Origin of the sequence: Massilia putida, from assembly GCF_001941825.1 — a bacterium.
Taxonomy (GTDB): domain Bacteria; phylum Pseudomonadota; class Gammaproteobacteria; order Burkholderiales; family Burkholderiaceae_D; genus Telluria; species Telluria putida.
In genome coordinates this window covers 2,804,021-2,820,700 of the sequence record NZ_CP019038.1, presented here as the reverse complement: position 1 = coordinate 2,820,700, position 16,680 = coordinate 2,804,021, and the positions used below count along the sequence as shown (strand labels likewise).

The 16,680-nt window shown below is 65.1% G+C and carries 12 protein-coding genes and 1 pseudogene; 7 read left to right on the top strand and 6 right to left on the bottom strand.

What is annotated here, in order from left to right; all coding sequences use genetic code 11:
- Positions 1-88: 88 nt before the first annotated feature.
- The 3 genes from aceE (at position 89) to lpdA (ending at position 6,102) form a co-directional block, all read left to right on the top strand.
- Entirely contained in the window at positions 89-2,785 is a 2,697-nt protein-coding gene (aceE, locus tag BVG12_RS14810) for a pyruvate dehydrogenase (acetyl-transferring), homodimeric type (RefSeq protein ID WP_075793060.1), read from the top strand.
- 167 nt (positions 2,786-2,952) lie between these two features.
- Positions 2,953-4,281, top strand: a complete 1,329-nt coding sequence (gene aceF / locus BVG12_RS14805; RefSeq protein ID WP_075793059.1) for a dihydrolipoyllysine-residue acetyltransferase — start codon at positions 2,953-2,955, stop codon at positions 4,279-4,281.
- Between the two features lie 9 nt (positions 4,282-4,290).
- Positions 4,291-6,102, top strand: a complete 1,812-nt coding sequence (gene lpdA / locus BVG12_RS14800; protein ID WP_075793058.1) for a dihydrolipoyl dehydrogenase — start codon at positions 4,291-4,293, stop codon at positions 6,100-6,102.
- A gap of 66 nt (positions 6,103-6,168) precedes the next feature.
- Here the strand turns inward: lpdA and BVG12_RS14795 are convergent, their stop codons facing one another.
- The 4 genes from BVG12_RS14795 to BVG12_RS14785 all read right to left on the bottom strand — a co-directional run bounded on the left by BVG12_RS14795 (position 6,169) and on the right by BVG12_RS14785 (position 10,438).
- Positions 6,169-8,562 carry a discoidin domain-containing protein gene (locus BVG12_RS14795; RefSeq protein ID WP_229503882.1) on the bottom strand — a complete coding sequence of 798 codons (2,394 nt, stop codon included), beginning with the start codon at positions 8,560-8,562 and terminating at the stop codon, positions 6,169-6,171.
- A gap of 384 nt (positions 8,563-8,946) precedes the next feature.
- Entirely contained in the window at positions 8,947-9,234 is a 288-nt protein-coding gene (locus tag BVG12_RS34060; protein WP_156895646.1) for a hypothetical protein, read from the bottom strand.
- 83 nt (positions 9,235-9,317) lie between these two features.
- Positions 9,318-9,812, bottom strand: a complete 495-nt coding sequence (locus BVG12_RS14790) for a hypothetical protein (protein ID WP_156895645.1) — start codon at positions 9,810-9,812, stop codon at positions 9,318-9,320.
- Between the two features lie 182 nt (positions 9,813-9,994).
- Positions 9,995-10,438: a potassium channel family protein gene (locus BVG12_RS14785; protein WP_075793056.1), complete on the bottom strand. Its 444-nt coding sequence runs from the start codon at positions 10,436-10,438 to the stop codon at positions 9,995-9,997.
- A 119-nt stretch (positions 10,439-10,557) separates the two neighbouring features.
- Here BVG12_RS14785 and BVG12_RS14780 point away from each other — a divergent pair, with 119 nt between their 5' ends.
- From BVG12_RS14780 to BVG12_RS14770, 3 genes are all read left to right on the top strand, one after another.
- A complete protein-coding gene (locus BVG12_RS14780; protein WP_075793055.1) occupies positions 10,558-11,436 on the top strand; it encodes an NAD(P)-dependent oxidoreductase in 879 nt (292 codons plus the stop codon).
- A 92-nt stretch (positions 11,437-11,528) separates the two neighbouring features.
- Positions 11,529-12,179 carry a CCXG family PEP-CTERM protein gene (locus BVG12_RS14775; protein ID WP_075793054.1) on the top strand — a complete coding sequence of 217 codons (651 nt, stop codon included), beginning with the start codon at positions 11,529-11,531 and terminating at the stop codon, positions 12,177-12,179.
- 114 nt (positions 12,180-12,293) lie between these two features.
- Complete coding sequence (locus BVG12_RS14770) at positions 12,294-13,628, top strand: metal-dependent hydrolase family protein (RefSeq protein WP_075793053.1); 1,335 nt, start codon at positions 12,294-12,296, stop codon at positions 13,626-13,628.
- A gap of 7 nt (positions 13,629-13,635) precedes the next feature.
- On the opposite strand, the pseudogene BVG12_RS14765 reads toward BVG12_RS14770, so the two are convergent.
- Positions 13,636-13,901, bottom strand: a pseudogene (locus BVG12_RS14765) (aquaporin); the annotation flags it as partial.
- A gap of 38 nt (positions 13,902-13,939) precedes the next feature.
- On the opposite strand from BVG12_RS14765, the gene BVG12_RS14760 reads away from it, so the two are divergent.
- On the top strand, positions 13,940-14,137 hold the full coding sequence (locus BVG12_RS14760; RefSeq protein WP_156895644.1) for a hypothetical protein: 198 nt from the start codon (positions 13,940-13,942) through the stop codon (positions 14,135-14,137).
- Positions 14,138-14,210: 73 nt separating this feature from the next.
- Here the strand turns inward: BVG12_RS14760 and BVG12_RS14755 are convergent, their stop codons facing one another.
- On the bottom strand, positions 14,211-16,445 hold the full coding sequence (locus BVG12_RS14755) for an NADP-dependent isocitrate dehydrogenase (protein WP_075793051.1): 2,235 nt from the start codon (positions 16,443-16,445) through the stop codon (positions 14,211-14,213).
- Positions 16,446-16,680: the final 235 nt, after the last annotated feature.

Sequence of the window (16,680 nt, the reverse complement as noted above, 5' to 3'; positions counted from 1 at the left end):
GCTTTATTCAAGGGATAGTCTTTTCGCCACCAAACGTCCGGGATAAATCGGGATCGGGTGGGGCACCACACTCAAGGAGACGTAGCAAATGTCAGCTCAACTCGACCAGTTGACGGCACAAGCCGCCAACGACCCGGATACGCTCGAGACCAAAGAATGGCTCGACGCGCTTGAAGCGGTCATCGAATTCGAAGGTACCGATCGCGCGCACTACCTGCTGGAGCGCCTGGTCGATCTGGCGCGCCGCCGCGGCGCCCACGTTCCGTTCTCGAGCAATACCGCCTACGTGAACACGATTCCGGCCCACCTGGAAGCCCACTGCCCGGGCAACCTGGAATACGAAGAGCGCCTGCGCTCGTGGATGCGCTGGAACGCAATGGCGATGGTCGTCAAGGCCAACCGCCTCGACGGCGACCTGGGTGGCCACATCTCGTCGTTCGCCTCGCTCGCCAACATGCTGGGCATCGGCTTCAACCACTTCTGGCACGCCGAGACCGAAGACCACGGCGGCGACCTGCTGTACATCCAGGGCCACTCCTCGCCCGGCATCTACGCCCGCGCGTTCCTGGAAGGCCGCCTCTCCGAAGAGCAGCTGCTGAACTTCCGCCAGGAAGTCGACGGCAAGGGCCTGTCGTCGTACCCGCACCCGAAACTGATGCCGGACTTCTGGCAGTTCCCGACCGTGTCGATGGGCCTGGGCCCGATCATGGCCATTTACCAGGCGCGCTTCCTGAAGTACCTGGAAGCCCGCGGCATCGCCAAGACCGACAACCGCAAGGTCTGGGTCTTCTGCGGCGACGGCGAGATGGACGAGCCGGAATCGATGGGCGCGATCGGCATGGCCGCGCGCGAAAAGCTGGACAACCTGGTCATGGTCGTCAACTGCAACCTGCAGCGCCTGGACGGCCCGGTGCGCGGCAACGGCAAGATCATCCAGGAACTGGAAGCGGACTTCCGCGGCGCCGGCTGGAACGTCGTCAAGGTCATCTGGGGCCCGGGCTGGGACGACCTGCTGGCCAAGGACAAGGACGGCATCCTGCAGCGCGTGATGATGGAAACCGTCGACGGCGAATACCAGAACTACAAGGCGAAGGACGGCGCGTACGTGCGCAAGCACTTCTTCGGCAAGCACCCGGAGCTGCTGAAGATGGTCGCGAACATGACCGACGACGACATCTGGCGCCTGACCCGCGGCGGCCACGACCCGCACAAGATCTACGCGGCCTTCAAGAACGCCCAGGAAAACAAGGGCACCCCGACCGTGCTGCTCGTGAAGACCGTCAAGGGCTTCGGCATGGGCAAGTCGGGCGAGGCGCGCAACACGGCGCACCAGACCAAGAAGCTGGACGACGAGGCGATCCGCGAAATGCGCGACCGCTTCGCCATTCCTATTCCCGACGACAAGCTGGCCGAGATCCCGTTCTTCAAGCCGTCCGACGACGCGCCTGAAATGAAATACCTGCACGAGCGCCGCAAAGCCCTGGGCGGCTACCTGCCGCACCGCCGCCAGCAGGCCGACGAGAAGCTGCCGGTCCCGCCGCTGTCGACCTTCAAGGCCGTCACCGACCCGACCGCTGCCGGCCGCGAGATCTCGACGACGCAAGCCTATGTGCGTACCCTGACCACGCTGCTGAAGGACCCGGGCCTGGGCCAGCGCATCGTCCCGATCCTCGTCGACGAATCGCGTACGTTCGGTATGGAAGGCCTGTTCCGCCAGATCGGTATCTTCAACCAGCAGGGCCAGTTGTACGAGCCGGTCGACAAGGACCAGGTGATGTACTACCGCGAAGACAAGGCGGGCCAGATCCTGCAAGAGGGTATCAACGAAGCGGGCGGCATGTGCTCGTGGATCGCCGCGGCGACGTCGTACTCGACGAACAACCGCGTGATGATCCCGTTCTACACGTACTACTCGATGTTCGGCCTGCAGCGCGTGGGCGACCTGGCCTGGCTGGCCGGCGACATCCGCGCCCGCGGCTTCCTGATGGCCGGCACGGCCGGCCGCACGACGCTGAACGGCGAAGGCCTGCAGCACGAGGATGGCCACAGCCACGTCTTCGCGGCGACCATCCCGACCTGCATCCCGTACGACCCGACGTATGCGCACGAAGTGGCGGTGATCATCCAGAACGGCCTGCACCGCATGGTGGAGAAGCAGGAGGATGTGTTCTACTACATCACCATCATGAACGAGAACTACGAGCAGCCGGGCCTGAAGGAAGGCCAGGAAGAGGGCATCATCAAGGGCATGTACCTGTTCCAGGAAGGCGACAAGGATGCCAAGCTGCGCGTGCAGCTGATGGGCTCCGGCACCATCCTGCGCGAGTCCGTGTTCGCCGCCGAACTGCTGAAGAACGACTGGGGCGTCGCCGCCGACGTGTGGTCGTGCCCGTCGCTGACGCTGCTGGCCCGCGACGGCCAGGACGCCGACCGCTGGAACCTCGTGCACCCGACCGAAGCACCGCGCGTGCCGTACGTGACCCAGCTGCTGCAGGGTTCCGAAGGTCCGATCGTCGCGACGACCGACTACATGCGCCTGTTCGCCGAGCAGATCCGCGCCTACATCCCGAGCGGCCGCACGTACAAGGTCCTGGGCACCGACGGCTTCGGCCGCTCGGACACCCGCGCCAAGCTGCGTGAGTTCTTCGAGGTGAACCGCTACTACATCACGGTCGCCGCGCTGAAATCGCTGGCCGAGGAAGGCAAGATCGACGCGAAGGTGGTGGCGGACGCGATCGCCAAATACGGCATCGATCCGAACAAGCCGAATCCTGTGACCCAGTAATGCTCGAATAGCCGTCGTTCCCGCGCAAGCCTCGGCGGCCCGCGGGAACCCATGCTGAGTATCCGGAGTCGCTGATGTATGCTACTTCGTCCAACTCAGCATGGATCCCCGCGTTCGCGGGGATGGCGGTTCTACGGCTAACGACAAAAAATACGGAGTTAACAAAGATGAGCATTGTGGAAGTCAAAGTCCCCGACATCGGTGACTTCAAGGAAGTCGAAATCATCGAGCTGATGGTCAAGCCGGGCGACACGATCAAGGTCGACCAGTCCTTGATCACGGTGGAATCGGACAAGGCCAGCATGGAGATCCCGTCCAGCCATGCGGGCGTCGTGAAGGAAATGAAGGTCAAGGTCGGCGACAAGGTCGGCGAAGGTTCGGTCGTGCTGCTGCTCGAGGAAGCCGCAGGCGGCGCGGAAGCTGCCCCGGCGCCGGCACCTGCCGCCGCCGCACCGGCACCGGCTCCGGCCGCAGCGCCTGCCCCGGCGCCGGCACCTGCCGCGGCTCCGGCACCGGCACCGGCACCGGCCGCCGCACCGGCCGCCGCCGCCGCGCCGGCCGCGAGCTTCGCATCGGCCCACGCCTCGCCGTCCGTACGCAAGTTTGCGCGCGAACTGGGCGTCGACCTGAACAAGGTGAAGGGTTCCGGTCCCAAGGGCCGCATCACCCAGCAGGACGTGCAGGGCTTCGTCAAGTCCGCACTGGCCGCCGGCCCGACGGCCGCGCCGGCCGCAGCCGGTGGTGGCGCAGGCCTGAACCTGCTGCCGTGGCCGTCGCTGGACTTCTCCAAGTTCGGCGAGACGGAAGCCCAGCCGCTGTCGCGCATCAAGAAGATCTCCGGCCCGAACCTGCACCGCAACTGGGTGATGATCCCGCACGTGACGCAGTTCGAAGAAGCCGACGTGACCGACCTGGAAGAACTGCGCGTCGAATCGAACGCCGCGTACGCGAAAGCCAAGTCGCCGGTCAAGCTGACCATGCTGGCCTTCGTGATCAAGGCCTCCGTCGCCGCGCTGAAGAAGTTCCCGAACTTTAACGCGTCGCTGGACGAAGCCAACGGCCAGCTGATCCTCAAGAAGTACTACAACATCGGCTTCGCGGCCGACACGCCGAACGGCCTGGTCGTCCCGGTCATCAAGGACGCCGACAAGAAGTCCGTGTCGCAGATCGCCACCGAAATGGGCGAGCTGTCCGCGCAGGCGCGCGAAGGCAAGCTGTCGCCCGCGAACATGCAGGGCGCGACCTTCACGATCTCGTCGCTGGGTGGACTGGGCGGCACCGCGTTCACCCCGATCATCAACGCACCGGAAGTCGCGATCCTGGGCCTGTCGAAGTCCTCGATGAAGCCGGTGTGGGACGGCAAGGCCTTCCAGCCGCGTCTGATGCTGCCGCTGTCGTTGTCGTTCGATCACCGCGTGATCGACGGTGCCGCCGGCGCCCGCTTCACGACCTACCTGGCCGATGTCCTGGCCGACCTGCGCAAGACGCTGCTGTAAGGAGAGCCCATGAGCACCGTTGAAGTCAAAGTCCCGAATATCGGCGATTTCAAGGACGTCGAAATCATCGAACTGATGGTCAAGCCCGGCGATACCATCAAGGTCGATCAGTCCCTGGTCACTGTCGAATCGGACAAGGCCAGCATGGAGATCCCGTCGACCCACGCCGGCGTCGTGCAGGAACTGAAGGTCAAGGTCGGCGACAAGGTGAGCGAAGGCTCGCTGCTGCTGACCGTCGACGAAGCCGGCGCAGGCGCTTCGGCGCCTGCCGCCGCGGCACCGGCTCCGGCCGCGGCACCGGCTTCGGCACCGGCCGCCGCCCCTGCGCCGGCTGCTGCCCCGGCCGCACCTACGCCGGCCGCACCGATCCCGAACGCAGCCAGCTACACCGGCCCCGTCGACGTCGAATGCGAGATGATGGTCCTGGGCGCCGGCCCCGGCGGCTACTCGGCCGCGTTCCGCTCGGCCGACCTGGGCATGAACACCGTCCTCGTCGAGAAGTACGCGACGCTGGGCGGCGTCTGCCTGAACGTGGGCTGCATCCCGTCCAAGGCGCTGCTGCACGTGGCGCACATCATGGACGAGACGGCGCACATGGCCGATCTCGGCGTGTCGTTCGCCAAGCCCGAAGTCGACATCGACAAGCTGCGCGCGTACAAGGACAAAGTCATCAAGACGATGACGGGTGGTCTGGCCGGCATGGCCAAGTCGCGCAAGGTCAACGTGGTGCAGGGCGTGGGTAAATTCCTGAGCCCGAACCACATCGAGGTGACGGGTCCCGACGGCGCGAAGAAGGTCGTCGCGTTCCAGAAGGCGATCATCGCGGCCGGTTCGGCTGTGGTAAAGCTGCCGTTCGTGCCGGAAGATCCGCGCATCGTCGATTCGACCGGCGCGCTGGAACTGCGCCAGGTGCCGAAGCGCATGCTGGTCATCGGCGGCGGCATCATCGGCCTCGAAATGGCGACCGTGTACTCGACCCTGGGTGCGCGCATCGACGTCGTCGAGATGATGGATGGCCTGATGCAGGGCGCGGACCGCGAGGCCGTCAAGGTCTGGCAGAAGTTCAACGCGCACCGCTTCGACAACATCATGTTGAAGACCAAGACCGTCGGCGTGGAAGCGCTGCCGGAAGGGATCAAGGTCACGTTCGAAGCCGCGGAAGCGGGCCAGCCGGCACCGGAAGCGCAGGTCTACGACCTCGTGCTGGTGGCCGTGGGCCGCAGCCCGAACGGCAAGAAGATCGGCGCGGAAGCGGCCGGCGTCGCGGTCACCGACCGCGGCTTCATCCCGGTCGACGGCCAGATGCGCACCAACGTGCCGCACATCTTCGCCATCGGCGACCTGGTGGGCCAGCCGATGCTGGCGCACAAGGCCGTGCATGAAGCCCACGTCGCCGCGGAAGCCGCGCACGGTGAGAAGGCTTTCTTCGATGCGAAGGTGATCCCGTCGGTGGCGTACACCGATCCGGAAGTGGCATGGGTCGGCCTGACCGAAGACGAAGCGAAAGCCAAGGGCGTCAAGGTCGAGAAGGGCCACTTCCCGTGGGCCGCCTCGGGCCGCGCCGTCGCCAACGGCCGCTCGGAAGGCTTCACGAAGCTGTTGTTCGACGCCGAAACCCACCGCATCGTGGGTGGCACGATCGTCGGCACGAACGCCGGCGACATGATCGGCGAGATCGCGCTGGCCATCGAGATGGGCGCGGACGGCGTGGACATCGGCAAGACGATCCACCCGCACCCGACCCTCGGCGAGTCGATCGGCATGGCGGCGGAGGCCTATGAAGGCGTCTGCACGGACCTGCCACCGCCGCGCAAGCGTTGATGTAAGCGCTCTGCGTCGAAAAAAACCGGGACTGTGTGTCCCGGTTTTTTTACGTCCGCCGAACGACTACGGCTTGGCAGCGAACAGTCCGAATTCGGCGAGATCCGTAAAGCCGGTGTCGCCGTTATTGGACGTGATGTTGAGCCGGTACCAGCGATAGGCGGCCGGACTCGCGACCGTGTAGCTGTTCAGCTGGAAGCGATTGGCGAACGCCTGGCCGCTTTGCGTGTCGAGCGTTGTCCAGGAGACGCCGTCGTTGGAACCCTGGAACTGCCAGTCCCTCGGATCGCGCCCGACCTTGTCGTTTGCACTGATGACCGTGTAGCGCTGGACCGTCTCCGTGTGGCCGAGGTCATACTGCAGCCAGCCCATCACGCCCGAGTAGAACCATTCCGTCCCCGAGTTCTGGTCGAAGGCGTTGCTGGCGTTGGCCGGGTTGTTCGCGCTGTCGTTGGGGGCGCCGCCGGTGGCGACGTTCACCAGCGGGTGCACGGGCGTGGCGCTGTCCTCGGGAGAATTGGCGCTCGTGCCGGCGGCGTTGGTCGCCGTGACGGTGTAGTAGTAGGTCGTGCCGTTGGTCACTGTTGTGTCCACGTAGCTGCCGCCCGCGACGCCAGAGGCGATGGTCGAGTAGGGGCCGCCGCTGGTCGTGGCGCGCAAGACCGCGTAGCCCGTGGCGCCGAAGGACTGCTGCCAGCGCAGCGGGACCGCGCCATCGCCCGGCGCGGCCTGCAGCGTCGCGGGCGCGGCGGGGATGACGGCCGGCGCACCACCGTCGCCGCCGGTGATCTGGACGTTGCTGAACGTGGACGTATTCAGCGTGCCGTTGGCGTGCGAGACGACCGTCAGGCCGACATAGATCGTGTCGGGAACGGGGTCGTTGATGCGGCCGACGTCGGTGGCGGCCCAGTTGGTGCCGTCGGGCGACACGTAGCCCGTGATCATGTTGCCGATGCGTTCCAGCTTCACCCAGTAAGACGGCACGGTGTTCGCGATGGGGAGGGCCTTGTTGCCGTAGTTCGTGCCGCCGTAGACCGACAGGTTCGGCATGTTCTGCTCGACCTTGACCTGGTTCGTCACGAGCATCGTGGCGCGCGGGGCGCCCTGGGCCAGGCTCGTGCGCATCATCACGCCCGCCTTGGCGTAGATGCTGGTGTTCTGGATCGATTCGACTTTCGCGATGATGGCGCCGTCGCCGGTGAGCGCTTGGTAGGCGAAGTGGCCGCTGTCGGCCGTGCCCCAGCTGTCGGCGCCTGCGCCCGCCACGGTCCAGATGCCGTTGGCGTACGAAGACGTGCCGGCCGGCGTGGCGCCCCCGATATCCGTATCGGAAAAGCCCGAGGTGATCGAGGCGGTCGCGGGAATGGCGAGCGCCGGCGCGGGCGCCGCCGTCGAGGTGTCGACGTCCTTCAGGAACATGAAGCTGCCGCTGTCCACCGGCATCCACTGGCGGCGCTGCGCGATGAAGGGGGCCTGCATGCCCTTGCGCAGGACGTAGGCGCCATAGATCTGGTTGAGCGCGATGTTCCCGCCCCCGGCGCCGTTCCACCCGCGGTTGGTGACGTCGGTGATGTAGTAGGCATCGGTGGTGCCGAACGGTAGGGCGGTCGTGGGCACGAGCTCGTTCACCCGCGCGAAATATTCACCCGCCGCCAGCAGGCGGTTGTCGAGATCGGAATAGACGTCGATACCCTGCTTCCAGAGCGCCTCGGCGAGCATGGTCAGCGATTTGAGCTGCCCATAGGCGTGCCCCTGGTCGCGCAGATAGTCGCCCAGCATGCCGATGTCGTTGGAACTGCGCAGGCCGATGTGGGCGAGCGTGCGGGTCTGGTAGACGACCTTGTTCAGCAATTCGGTGTCGTCGTTGAAGATGGCCATCAACCCGAGGGCATTCAGGGCCAGCGCGCCCTTGTTGGCGGCGCCGAACATGTTTTCGCCATACGGGTTCGATGCCGGGATCAGGACATTCGAGAAATAGGCCTTCACCGTGGTCGTGTCGGCATCCGTCCAACCCGACCACGTGGCGCGCAGGATGTCCGCGCCGCCCACGAACATGTAGGCGTAATCGCCCAGGTCGAGCATCGACTCGGCGCCCGAGAACGCCGTCTGGGTGGTCGCCCACTTGATCAGGATGTCGTGCGCCAGCTTGGCGTAGGCGTCGTTGCGGGTGAAATACCACATCCGCGACAGGTTCCAGATCGCGACCATGTCGTTACGCCACGGCCAGAGATTCACGTCGGGCGCACGGCTCACGGTCGCGTATGGCCCCGCCATCACGTAGGTGGTCTTTGCCTTGCCATCGTTCGCCAACTGGTCGTAGGCGGACTTCCATGGCTGCCTGCCTTGGTCGACGTAAGACTTGAGTGTCGCGAGATCGGAGAGGGTGAGCGGCGTGCCTGGATGCGTGAAACCGCTGACCTGCGCCGCGCCGTAACCCGGGAACACGGCCGTGCTCAACATGAGCAGCGCAGCAGCAAGACGGGTTCGACCAAACATCTTGGAACTATTTTTCATCGGTAGCCTTCATGAATGAACTCATTGACCGGCGCGCTGACTATGAATGCTTCGGCATCACGACAGCGCACCCCGAAAATGTCACGTTCAAGGGGCGTTCCGGGCGTCCCCGTCGCCTTGTCCGCGGCCTCGCAAGGTGCAAGGTATTTGTTCGACCGTCAAACTGTTAAATTATGGCAGTCATATTGCCGTGCGGCAATAGATTTCGTATGCATTAGTATTACCATCGCATTAAATTGATATTCATGAGGGCCGGCGCTCCCACGCTGGCGCCGACGACCGCCGGCGCCAGGTTGGCTGGGACGGGCGGAACAGCCGATTCATCGGCCGTCAGGCGGTAGCCGGCGTTGCGCACGTGCGCAGCAGCGGGCGGCCGCCCGTGTCGATCTTCAGGCGCGCCAGCGCGACGGCGGCCACGGCGTTGTCCGACGCCTGCTTGCTGACGGCGTTCGAGGCGAGCAGGGCCTTGTAGCGGTCGGCCTGCGCGCGTGACGGCAATGTTGGCCTCGGCCTCGGCCTTGCGCCCGGCGGCGGGGCACTGTTCGGCTGCGCCTCGTATGGGGTCGGATCGATGCGGTATAACGGCTCGCCTGCGCGCACGGCGGCGGATACGGGCACGCTGGACTTGTGCACGGCGAGGACCGGGAGGCCGGACAGCGGAACTATGTGTGGCGGGGCGTTAAGCGGTGATGGGCGCCAGATTAAAAATCGTTAATCTGGCGCGGCCACCTGTCGGGGAAGCTTCCGGGACAAGACCGTTTCAGGGACACCTGTTCAGGCCTGTTGTAGAGGACATCCGTAATTTTCCAGATGCCGGCCACCAGGGCCACGTCGAAATCGATCCGGATCGCCTTGCCGTCGACAGGATCTTTATAGACGACGGACACTTTGCCTGGCGAAGTCGTCGACACGTCCAGGTCGGTCACCCGCGGATCCTGCGAGTCGAACAGCAGATCGAAGTCCGATATCCATTTCTTTCCATCGTAGCCGGCAATGTGTCCGGCCGGGTTTCCATGTCCGGTGGGCTGCACCACGACGATGTCGCCTTGCTGAAACGGGAACTTGTCGGGATTATCGACCGAAATGGCATGAAAACCGTTACTCAGTAGCGTGGGGCCGTACAGCCTGGCCGGCGTAGGATGCCCTTCGTGTCTGCGCCGCCGGCTTCGAGAGCACGGCGCACGAATTTTGCGCAATGCGATTGGCTATGCTTGCCCGCGTGAGTGCGCAGGTAAGCCGCAAACTTGTCCGTGTCGAATGGCATGGCGGCTCTCCGGTCACGCGATTTTATTTCGTCACCGCCCAGATGCGGCTTCACCATGCCGATCAACACGTTTTCCAGTTCGATGTCGAAATACTTGACGCGCGCCGTCGCCTGTTATGTCCGGCGGCTGTCCTTGCCGTCATCCCACAACCGCTCCATCGACAGATACGTGTACGACGCCGTCCAACCGATGAGCAGCATCCCGTTCAGCGCTTGCACGCCCGCCAGCAGGCGCAGGTCGCCATGCGGCAGTACGTCGCCGTAGCCCAGCGTGGTGTAGGTCTCGGCGGAAAAGTACAGACAGCGCGTGAACGGCAGCGGGCCCGGGTCGCCCATGTGGCCGAGGCCGAACCGGGACGCGAGCACGTAGTAGGCGAGGCCGTACAACAGGATTTCGATGAAGTGCGCGCCGAACGCGCCGACGATCACGAACACGAGCCGCATGCGCGGCGGGATGCGCAACGCGGGCAGCACCGCCGTCATCAGGCGCAGGACCTCGTAGTGGATCACGGTCGTGGCGACCAGCAGGAACGCGCAGGCGGCGATGGCGATGCCCATGCTCTGACTTCCCGAGACGATGTTCGATGCGGGGCAGGATAGCAAACCTCGGCGGCGCGCGCTCGCGGCGAAGGTTGGCGATTGCTGGTTTAATACCGTTTTCTCCAAGGAGACTCACCATGAGCATCGCATTCATCGGCCTGGGCAGCATGGGCCACCACATGGCCGCCAACCTGCTGAAGTCGGGGCAGCCCGTGCACGTCTGGAACCGCAGCCCGGAACCCGTGCAGGCGCTGGCGGCGCTGGGCGCGAAGCCGGCCGCGACGCCCGCCGAATGCGGCATCGCCGACGTCGTCTTCACCATGCTCGCGGACGACGACGCGACGCGCGCCGTGTTGCTGGATGGGGGCGTGCTGGCCGCGATGGCGCCCGGCAGCATCCACGTCAATATGGCCACCGTGTCCGTCGCGTTCGCGCGCGAGATGGCGGCGCTGCACGTCGAGCGCGGCGTCGGCTATGTCGCCGCGCCCGTGCTGGGCCGCGTGGACGTCGCGCAGGCGGGCAAGCTGAACATCCTGGCCGGCGGCAGCGACGAATTGATCGCGCGCGTGCAGCCGCTGTTCGACCTGATGGGGCAAAAGACGTGGCGCTTCGGCAGCGAGCCGGAACAGGCGAACGCCATCAAGCTCGCGTGCAACCTGATGCTCGCCTGCGCGATCGAGGCGACGGGAGAAGGTGCCGCCCTGGCGCGCGCACACGGCGTGCCGGCCGCGGATTTCATCGACCTGGTCACGAGCACGCTGTTCGCCGGCTCGCCCGTCTACAAGGGCTATGGCGGGATGATCGCCGAGGAGCGCTATTCGCCGGCCGGCTTCAAGCTGTCGCTGGGCCTGAAGGACGTGCGCCTCGCGGTGGAGGCCGGGCAGGGCAAGGGGTTGCCGCTGGCGTTCGGCGAGACGTTGCGGGCGACCTTGCAGGATGCCGTCGCGCAGGGCGATGCCGATCTCGATCTGGCGGCGCTGGGCAAGCACGTGTGGCGCCGTATTGACGATCAGTAGAACAATAATAATAAAAATTACTTTTTGTAATGACAAAATTCTTTTTTGAATGATATATTGATTTAAATCACAACAAATCAAGGAAACACGCGATGAACGTTCGCTCCAAACTCGGCCTTGCCCTGGCTGCCAGCCTTGCTCTCAATGCCAACGCCAGTGTCATTACCCTGCAGGTTGCGACCACATCGCCTGCGGCACAGGCGAGTGCGGCCGCCTACAAGCTGGCCGTGGACGCCGCCATCGCCAACCCTGCTGCGTACAAGGGCAGCAAGTCCGTGGCTGTCTACGACAACCTGGCGGTCAAGAATTACTTTGGCGCGTTCAGCAATTACGCCTTCGAATCCACGATTAATTTCGGCGTGACCGCAGCGCAGGCAGGTACCTGGAACTTCCGCACCGGCGTCGATTTCGGCTACGGCGGTGCCCTGTTCGTCGACGGGGTGGTACTCGGCTACAACACGCACGACATGTGGTGGGCCAACAACTACGGGACGGCGAACGGCAGCCTGCAGGGGGCGATCAATCTCGCGGCCGGCAACCACGTTATGAAGGTCTACGGTCTGGAAGGCTGCTGCGACGGCGGCCAGCAGGCCCAGTTCAAGGCTGCGAATGCCGCTGACTATCGGACCTTCGCCAGCAACGATACGCTGAATGCCGTGCCGGAACCGGTCAGCATCGCGACGTTCGGCCTGGGCGCCGGCGCGATGGCCCTCATCCGCCGTCGCCGCCGCAAGCCGGCGTAAGCGGTCCACGCCGGGCGGCAGGCGCCTCGCTTGCCGCACCGCCGCATGTGATCACGTTGTTAATAAGAAAATCCCGGCGTAACATCGGCGCTTTCCACCGATGGGCTGCCGCCAATGACAACACGACTCCGCATCCTCACCGCTTCCCTGGCCCTGCTGGCCGCCAACGCCTGCGCGGCCGACGCCGCACCCTCGACGCCGCACACGGTCGTGCTGCGCGCCGCGCGCATGTTCGACGGCGCCAGCGGCAAGATCGTCGAGCATCCGCAACTGACCATCGTCGGCAACAAGATCGTCCGTATCGCACAAGGCAAGGAAGAGGACAACCGGACCGGCATACCGGCCGGCGCCGACGTCATCGACCTGGGCGACGCCACGCTGCTGCCGGGCTTCATCGACGCGCACGTGCACCTGTCCGGCCAGTCGAGCGACAACTGGTACGGCGACTTCTTCGACAACATGATGCGCTTCCCGGCCGAGCAGGCGCTGTACGGCGCCTATTACGCCCGCATCACGCTGGAAGCGGGCTTCACGTCCGTGCGCGACGTCGGGTCGACGGACTGGATCGCGCTCGGCCTGCGCAATGCCATCGATGCCGGCAAGGTGCCGGGGCCGCGCATGCTCGTGTCGAACTATGCCGTCGGCTCGACGGGCGGCCATGCGGACCAGGACCCGATCCCGCCGCAGAAGCTTGCGCCGGCCGGGCCGCTGCAGGGCGTATGCAACGGGCCGGAGGAGTGCCGCGCCGCGGTGCGCTACCAGATCAAGTACGGCGCCAACGTCATCAAGTTCATGCCGTCGGGCGGCGTGCTGTCGCTGTCCGATCCCGTCGACGCGCCGGAGCTGTCGCAGGATGAGATGAATGCCGTGATCGGCGAGGCGCACGCGTGGGGGCGCAAGGTCGCGGCGCATGCGCACGGCGACAAGGCGGCGAAGATGGCGGTGACGGCCGGCGTCGATTCGATCGAGCACGGCAGCTTCCTCGAGGACGATACGCTGCGCATGATGAAGGCAAAGGGCGTGTATCTCGTGCCGACGATCTCCGCCATCGCGCACGTCGAGGAAAAGATCGCCACGTTCCCGTCCGTGATCGCGGAGAAGGGCCGCGCCGCCGCGTCGCACTCGCGCCAGATGTTCCGTCACGCGGTGCAGATCGGCGTGCCGATCGCGCTCGGGACCGATGCCGGCGTCGGTGCCCACGGCACGAATGCGCGCGAGTTCCGCTACATGGTCGACAACGGCCTGACGCCGGCCCAATCGCTGATGGCCGGTACCGCCAACGCGGCGCGGTTGCTGGGCACGTTTGACCGCGTCGGCACGCTGGAGGCGGGCAAGCTGGCGGACGTCGTGGCGGTGCCGGGTAATCCCATCGCCGACATCACGGTCACCGAGCGCCCGGTGTTCGTGATGAAGGACGGCGTCGTCGTGCGACGCGGCGCCGTCCGCTGAACGGCATTTAACCGCGGGTCGGACGCCTTCCACCGCCGGCCCGCCCTCGTCGCGTTCCAAGCAGGGCGCGGTACACGGCGCCGGCCAGCGCCCACCCACCGGCGGCGCAAGCCGGAACCGCCACAATTGCGCGAGCGCCCAGCCGCCGACGAGCAGCGCGGGGCCGGTGCTGCGGGCCGGATTCACGGACGTGTTGGTGACGGGGATGCTGATCAGGTGGATCAGCGTCAGCGCCAGCCCGATCGCGAGTCCCGCGAAGCCGAGCGGTGCGCGCGCGGGCGCGGGCCGGCGCGCGCGACAGCCGGACGATCATGGTGCAGGTGGCGGCGCCGCAGGGCGGCAAGCTGGTGCTGGCGTACCGGGCCGACCGGGCTGGCGGGAAGCCGGCGTACCGGCCGCGCTCGACCCGAAGGTCCACCGTCGGCCTGGCGCGCCGAACCGGACGGCGCTTCGACGTCGACTACGTCATCGGCTATCCCAAGGAAGGCTACGTGCAGGGCTTGCCGTAAACAACAAAACCCCGGCCCCGCAGGAAGCGGAGCCGGGGTTTTTTCATCGGTGCTCACGCACCGTGCAGCGTAATCAGGCGCCGACGCTTTCCAGTGCCTTGTTGAACGTGGCGCTCGGACGCATCACGGCCTTGACCTTCGCATCGTCCGGCTTGTAGTAGCCGCCGATGTCGACCGGCTTGCCCTGGATCTCGAGCAGTTCCGACACGATCTTCTGCTCGTTCTCGGCCAGCTGCTTGGCGAGCGGTGCGAAGTAGGCGGCCAGTTCGGCGTCTTCCGTTTGCTGCGCCAGTTCCTGGGCCCAGTACATCGACAGGTAGAACTGGCTGCCGCGGTTGTCGAGTTCACCGGTCTTCGGCGACGGCGACTTGCGGTTGTCCAGCAGCTTGCCGGTGGCGGCGTCCAGCGTCTTGGCCAGCAGCTTGGCTTTCGCGTTGCCGGTCTTGATGCCCAGGTCTTCGAAGCTCACGGCCAGCGCGAGGAATTCGCCCAGCGAGTCCCAGCGCAGGTGGTTTTCTTCGGTCAGCTGCTGCACGTGCTTCGGTGCCGAACCGCCGGCGCCCGTCTCGTACATGCCGCCGCCGGCCATCAGCGGGACGATCGACAGCATCTTGGCGCTGGTGCCCAGTTCCAGGATCGGGAACAGGTCGGTCAGGTAGTCGCGCAGGATGTTGCCGGTCACCGAGATGGTGTCCAGGCCGCGCCATGCGCGCTCCAGCGTGAAGCGCATCGCGCGCACCTGCGACATGATCTGGATGTCCAGGCCTTCCGTGTCGTGATCCTTCAGGTAGGTCTTGACCTTCTTGATCAGTTCATTCTCGTGCGGACGGTACGGGTCGAGCCAGAACACGGCCGGCATGCCGGAGTTGCGGGCGCGGGTGACGGCCAGCTTGACCCAGTCGCGGATCGGGGCGTCCTTCACCTGGCACATGCGCCAGATGTCGCCCTTCTCGACGTTCTGCGACAGCAGCACTTCGCCGGTGGCGATGTCGGTGATGTTGGCGACGCCGTCTTCCTGCACTTCGAAAGTCTTGTCGTGCGAGCCGTATTCCTCGGCCTGCTGGGCCATCAGGCCGACGTTCGGGACGGTGCCCATCGTGCGCGGGTCGAAGGCGCCATGCCATTTGCAGAAGTTGATGATCTCCTGGTAGATGCGGGCGAACGTCGATTCCGGGATCACGGCCTTGACTTCCTTCAGGCGGCCGTCGGCGCCGTACATCTTGCCGCCGGCGCGGATCATCGCGGGCATCGATGCGTCGACGATCACGTCGTTCGGCGAGTGGAAGTTGGTGATGCCCTTGGCCGAGTCGACCATCGCCAGTGCCGGGCGGTGTTCCTGGCACGCGTGGATATCGCGGATGATTTCTTCGCGCTGCGAATCCGGCAGCTTGGCGATCTTGTTGTACAGGTCGGCCATGCCGTTGTTGACGTTCACGCCCAGTGCTGCCAGCGTCTCGCCGTGTTTTTCAAACGCTTCCTTGTAGAAGGTGCGGACCGCGTGGCCGAACACGATCGGGTGCGAGACCTTCATCATGGTCGCCTTCACGTGCAGCGAGAACATCACGCCGGTCTTGTGCGCATCTTCGATCTGCTGTTCGTAGAACTCGAGCAGGGCCTTGCGGCTCATGAACATCGAGTCGATGATCTCGCCGTCCTGCAGGGCGACCTTCGGCTTCAGCACGATGGTCTCGCCGCTCTTCGTGATCAGCTCCATCTTGACGTCGCGCGCGCGGTCCAGCGTCATCGACTTCTCGCCGTGGTAGAAGTCGCCGTGGGTCATGTGCGACACGTGCGTGCGCGATGCCTGCGACCATTCGCCCATCGAGTGCGGGTTCTTGCGAGCGTATTCCTTGACGGCCTTCGGCGCGCGGCGGTCCGAGTTACCTTCGCGCAGGACCGGGTTCACGGCCGAGCCGATGCACTTGCCATAGCGGGCCTTGATTTCTTTTTCTTCGTCCGTCTTCGGGTCGGCCGGGTAGTCGGGGAGGTTGTAGCCCTTGCCCTGCAGTTCCTTGATGGCCGCCTGCAGCTGGCCCACCGATGCCGAGATGTTCGGCAGCTTGATGATGTTGGCATCCGGCTGCAGCGTCTTCTTGCCGAGTTCCGACAGCGTGTCCGGCACGCGCTGCTCCGGCGACAGGCGGTCGGCGAAGGCGGCGAGGATACGCGCCGCGACGGAGATGTCGCTTTCTTCGATGCGGATGCCGGCGGGTTTGGCAAACGTCTCGACGACAGGCAGGAAGGCGTGGGTGGCCAGCAGGGGCGCCTCGTCGGTTAGGGTGTAGATGATGGTCTGATCACTGCTCATACGCTGGTTCCTCGATGTGCGGGAGGGTTTGGAATACTATTTCTAAAAAGTCATCGGCTGTCCGGGCCACGGATGCCAAGGTGGTGAACAGATCGAGGATCATACTCCGTCAAACATCGATCCGGCGGCCACAAACGTCGCATGTTGCCTTGCGACTAAGTCTTATATAAGACATAGGACAGACGCTATTATGCACGACCTTTTCGTAAAGGCGAAGCAGATCGTGAAAGGCCTT

Excerpts from the sequence above, each read along its gene's own strand:
- aceE (WP_075793060.1), top strand. The coding sequence starts at position 89 with ATGTCAGCTCAACTCGACCAGTTGACGGCACAAGCCGCCAACGACCCG.
- aceF (WP_075793059.1), top strand. The coding sequence starts at position 2,953 with ATGAGCATTGTGGAAGTCAAAGTCCCCGACATCGGTGACTTCAAGGAA.
- lpdA (WP_075793058.1), top strand. The coding sequence starts at position 4,291 with ATGAGCACCGTTGAAGTCAAAGTCCCGAATATCGGCGATTTCAAGGAC.
- BVG12_RS14795 (WP_229503882.1), bottom strand. The coding sequence starts at position 8,562 with ATGTTGAGCACGGCCGTGTTCCCGGGTTACGGCGCGGCGCAGGTCAGC.
- BVG12_RS14785 (WP_075793056.1), bottom strand. The coding sequence starts at position 10,438 with ATGGGCATCGCCATCGCCGCCTGCGCGTTCCTGCTGGTCGCCACGACC.
- BVG12_RS14780 (WP_075793055.1), top strand. The coding sequence starts at position 10,558 with ATGAGCATCGCATTCATCGGCCTGGGCAGCATGGGCCACCACATGGCC.
- BVG12_RS14775 (WP_075793054.1), top strand. The coding sequence starts at position 11,529 with ATGAACGTTCGCTCCAAACTCGGCCTTGCCCTGGCTGCCAGCCTTGCT.
- BVG12_RS14770 (WP_075793053.1), top strand. The coding sequence starts at position 12,294 with ATGACAACACGACTCCGCATCCTCACCGCTTCCCTGGCCCTGCTGGCC.
- BVG12_RS14760 (WP_156895644.1), top strand. The coding sequence starts at position 13,940 with ATGGTGCAGGTGGCGGCGCCGCAGGGCGGCAAGCTGGTGCTGGCGTAC.
- BVG12_RS14755 (WP_075793051.1), bottom strand. The coding sequence starts at position 16,445 with ATGAGCAGTGATCAGACCATCATCTACACCCTAACCGACGAGGCGCCC.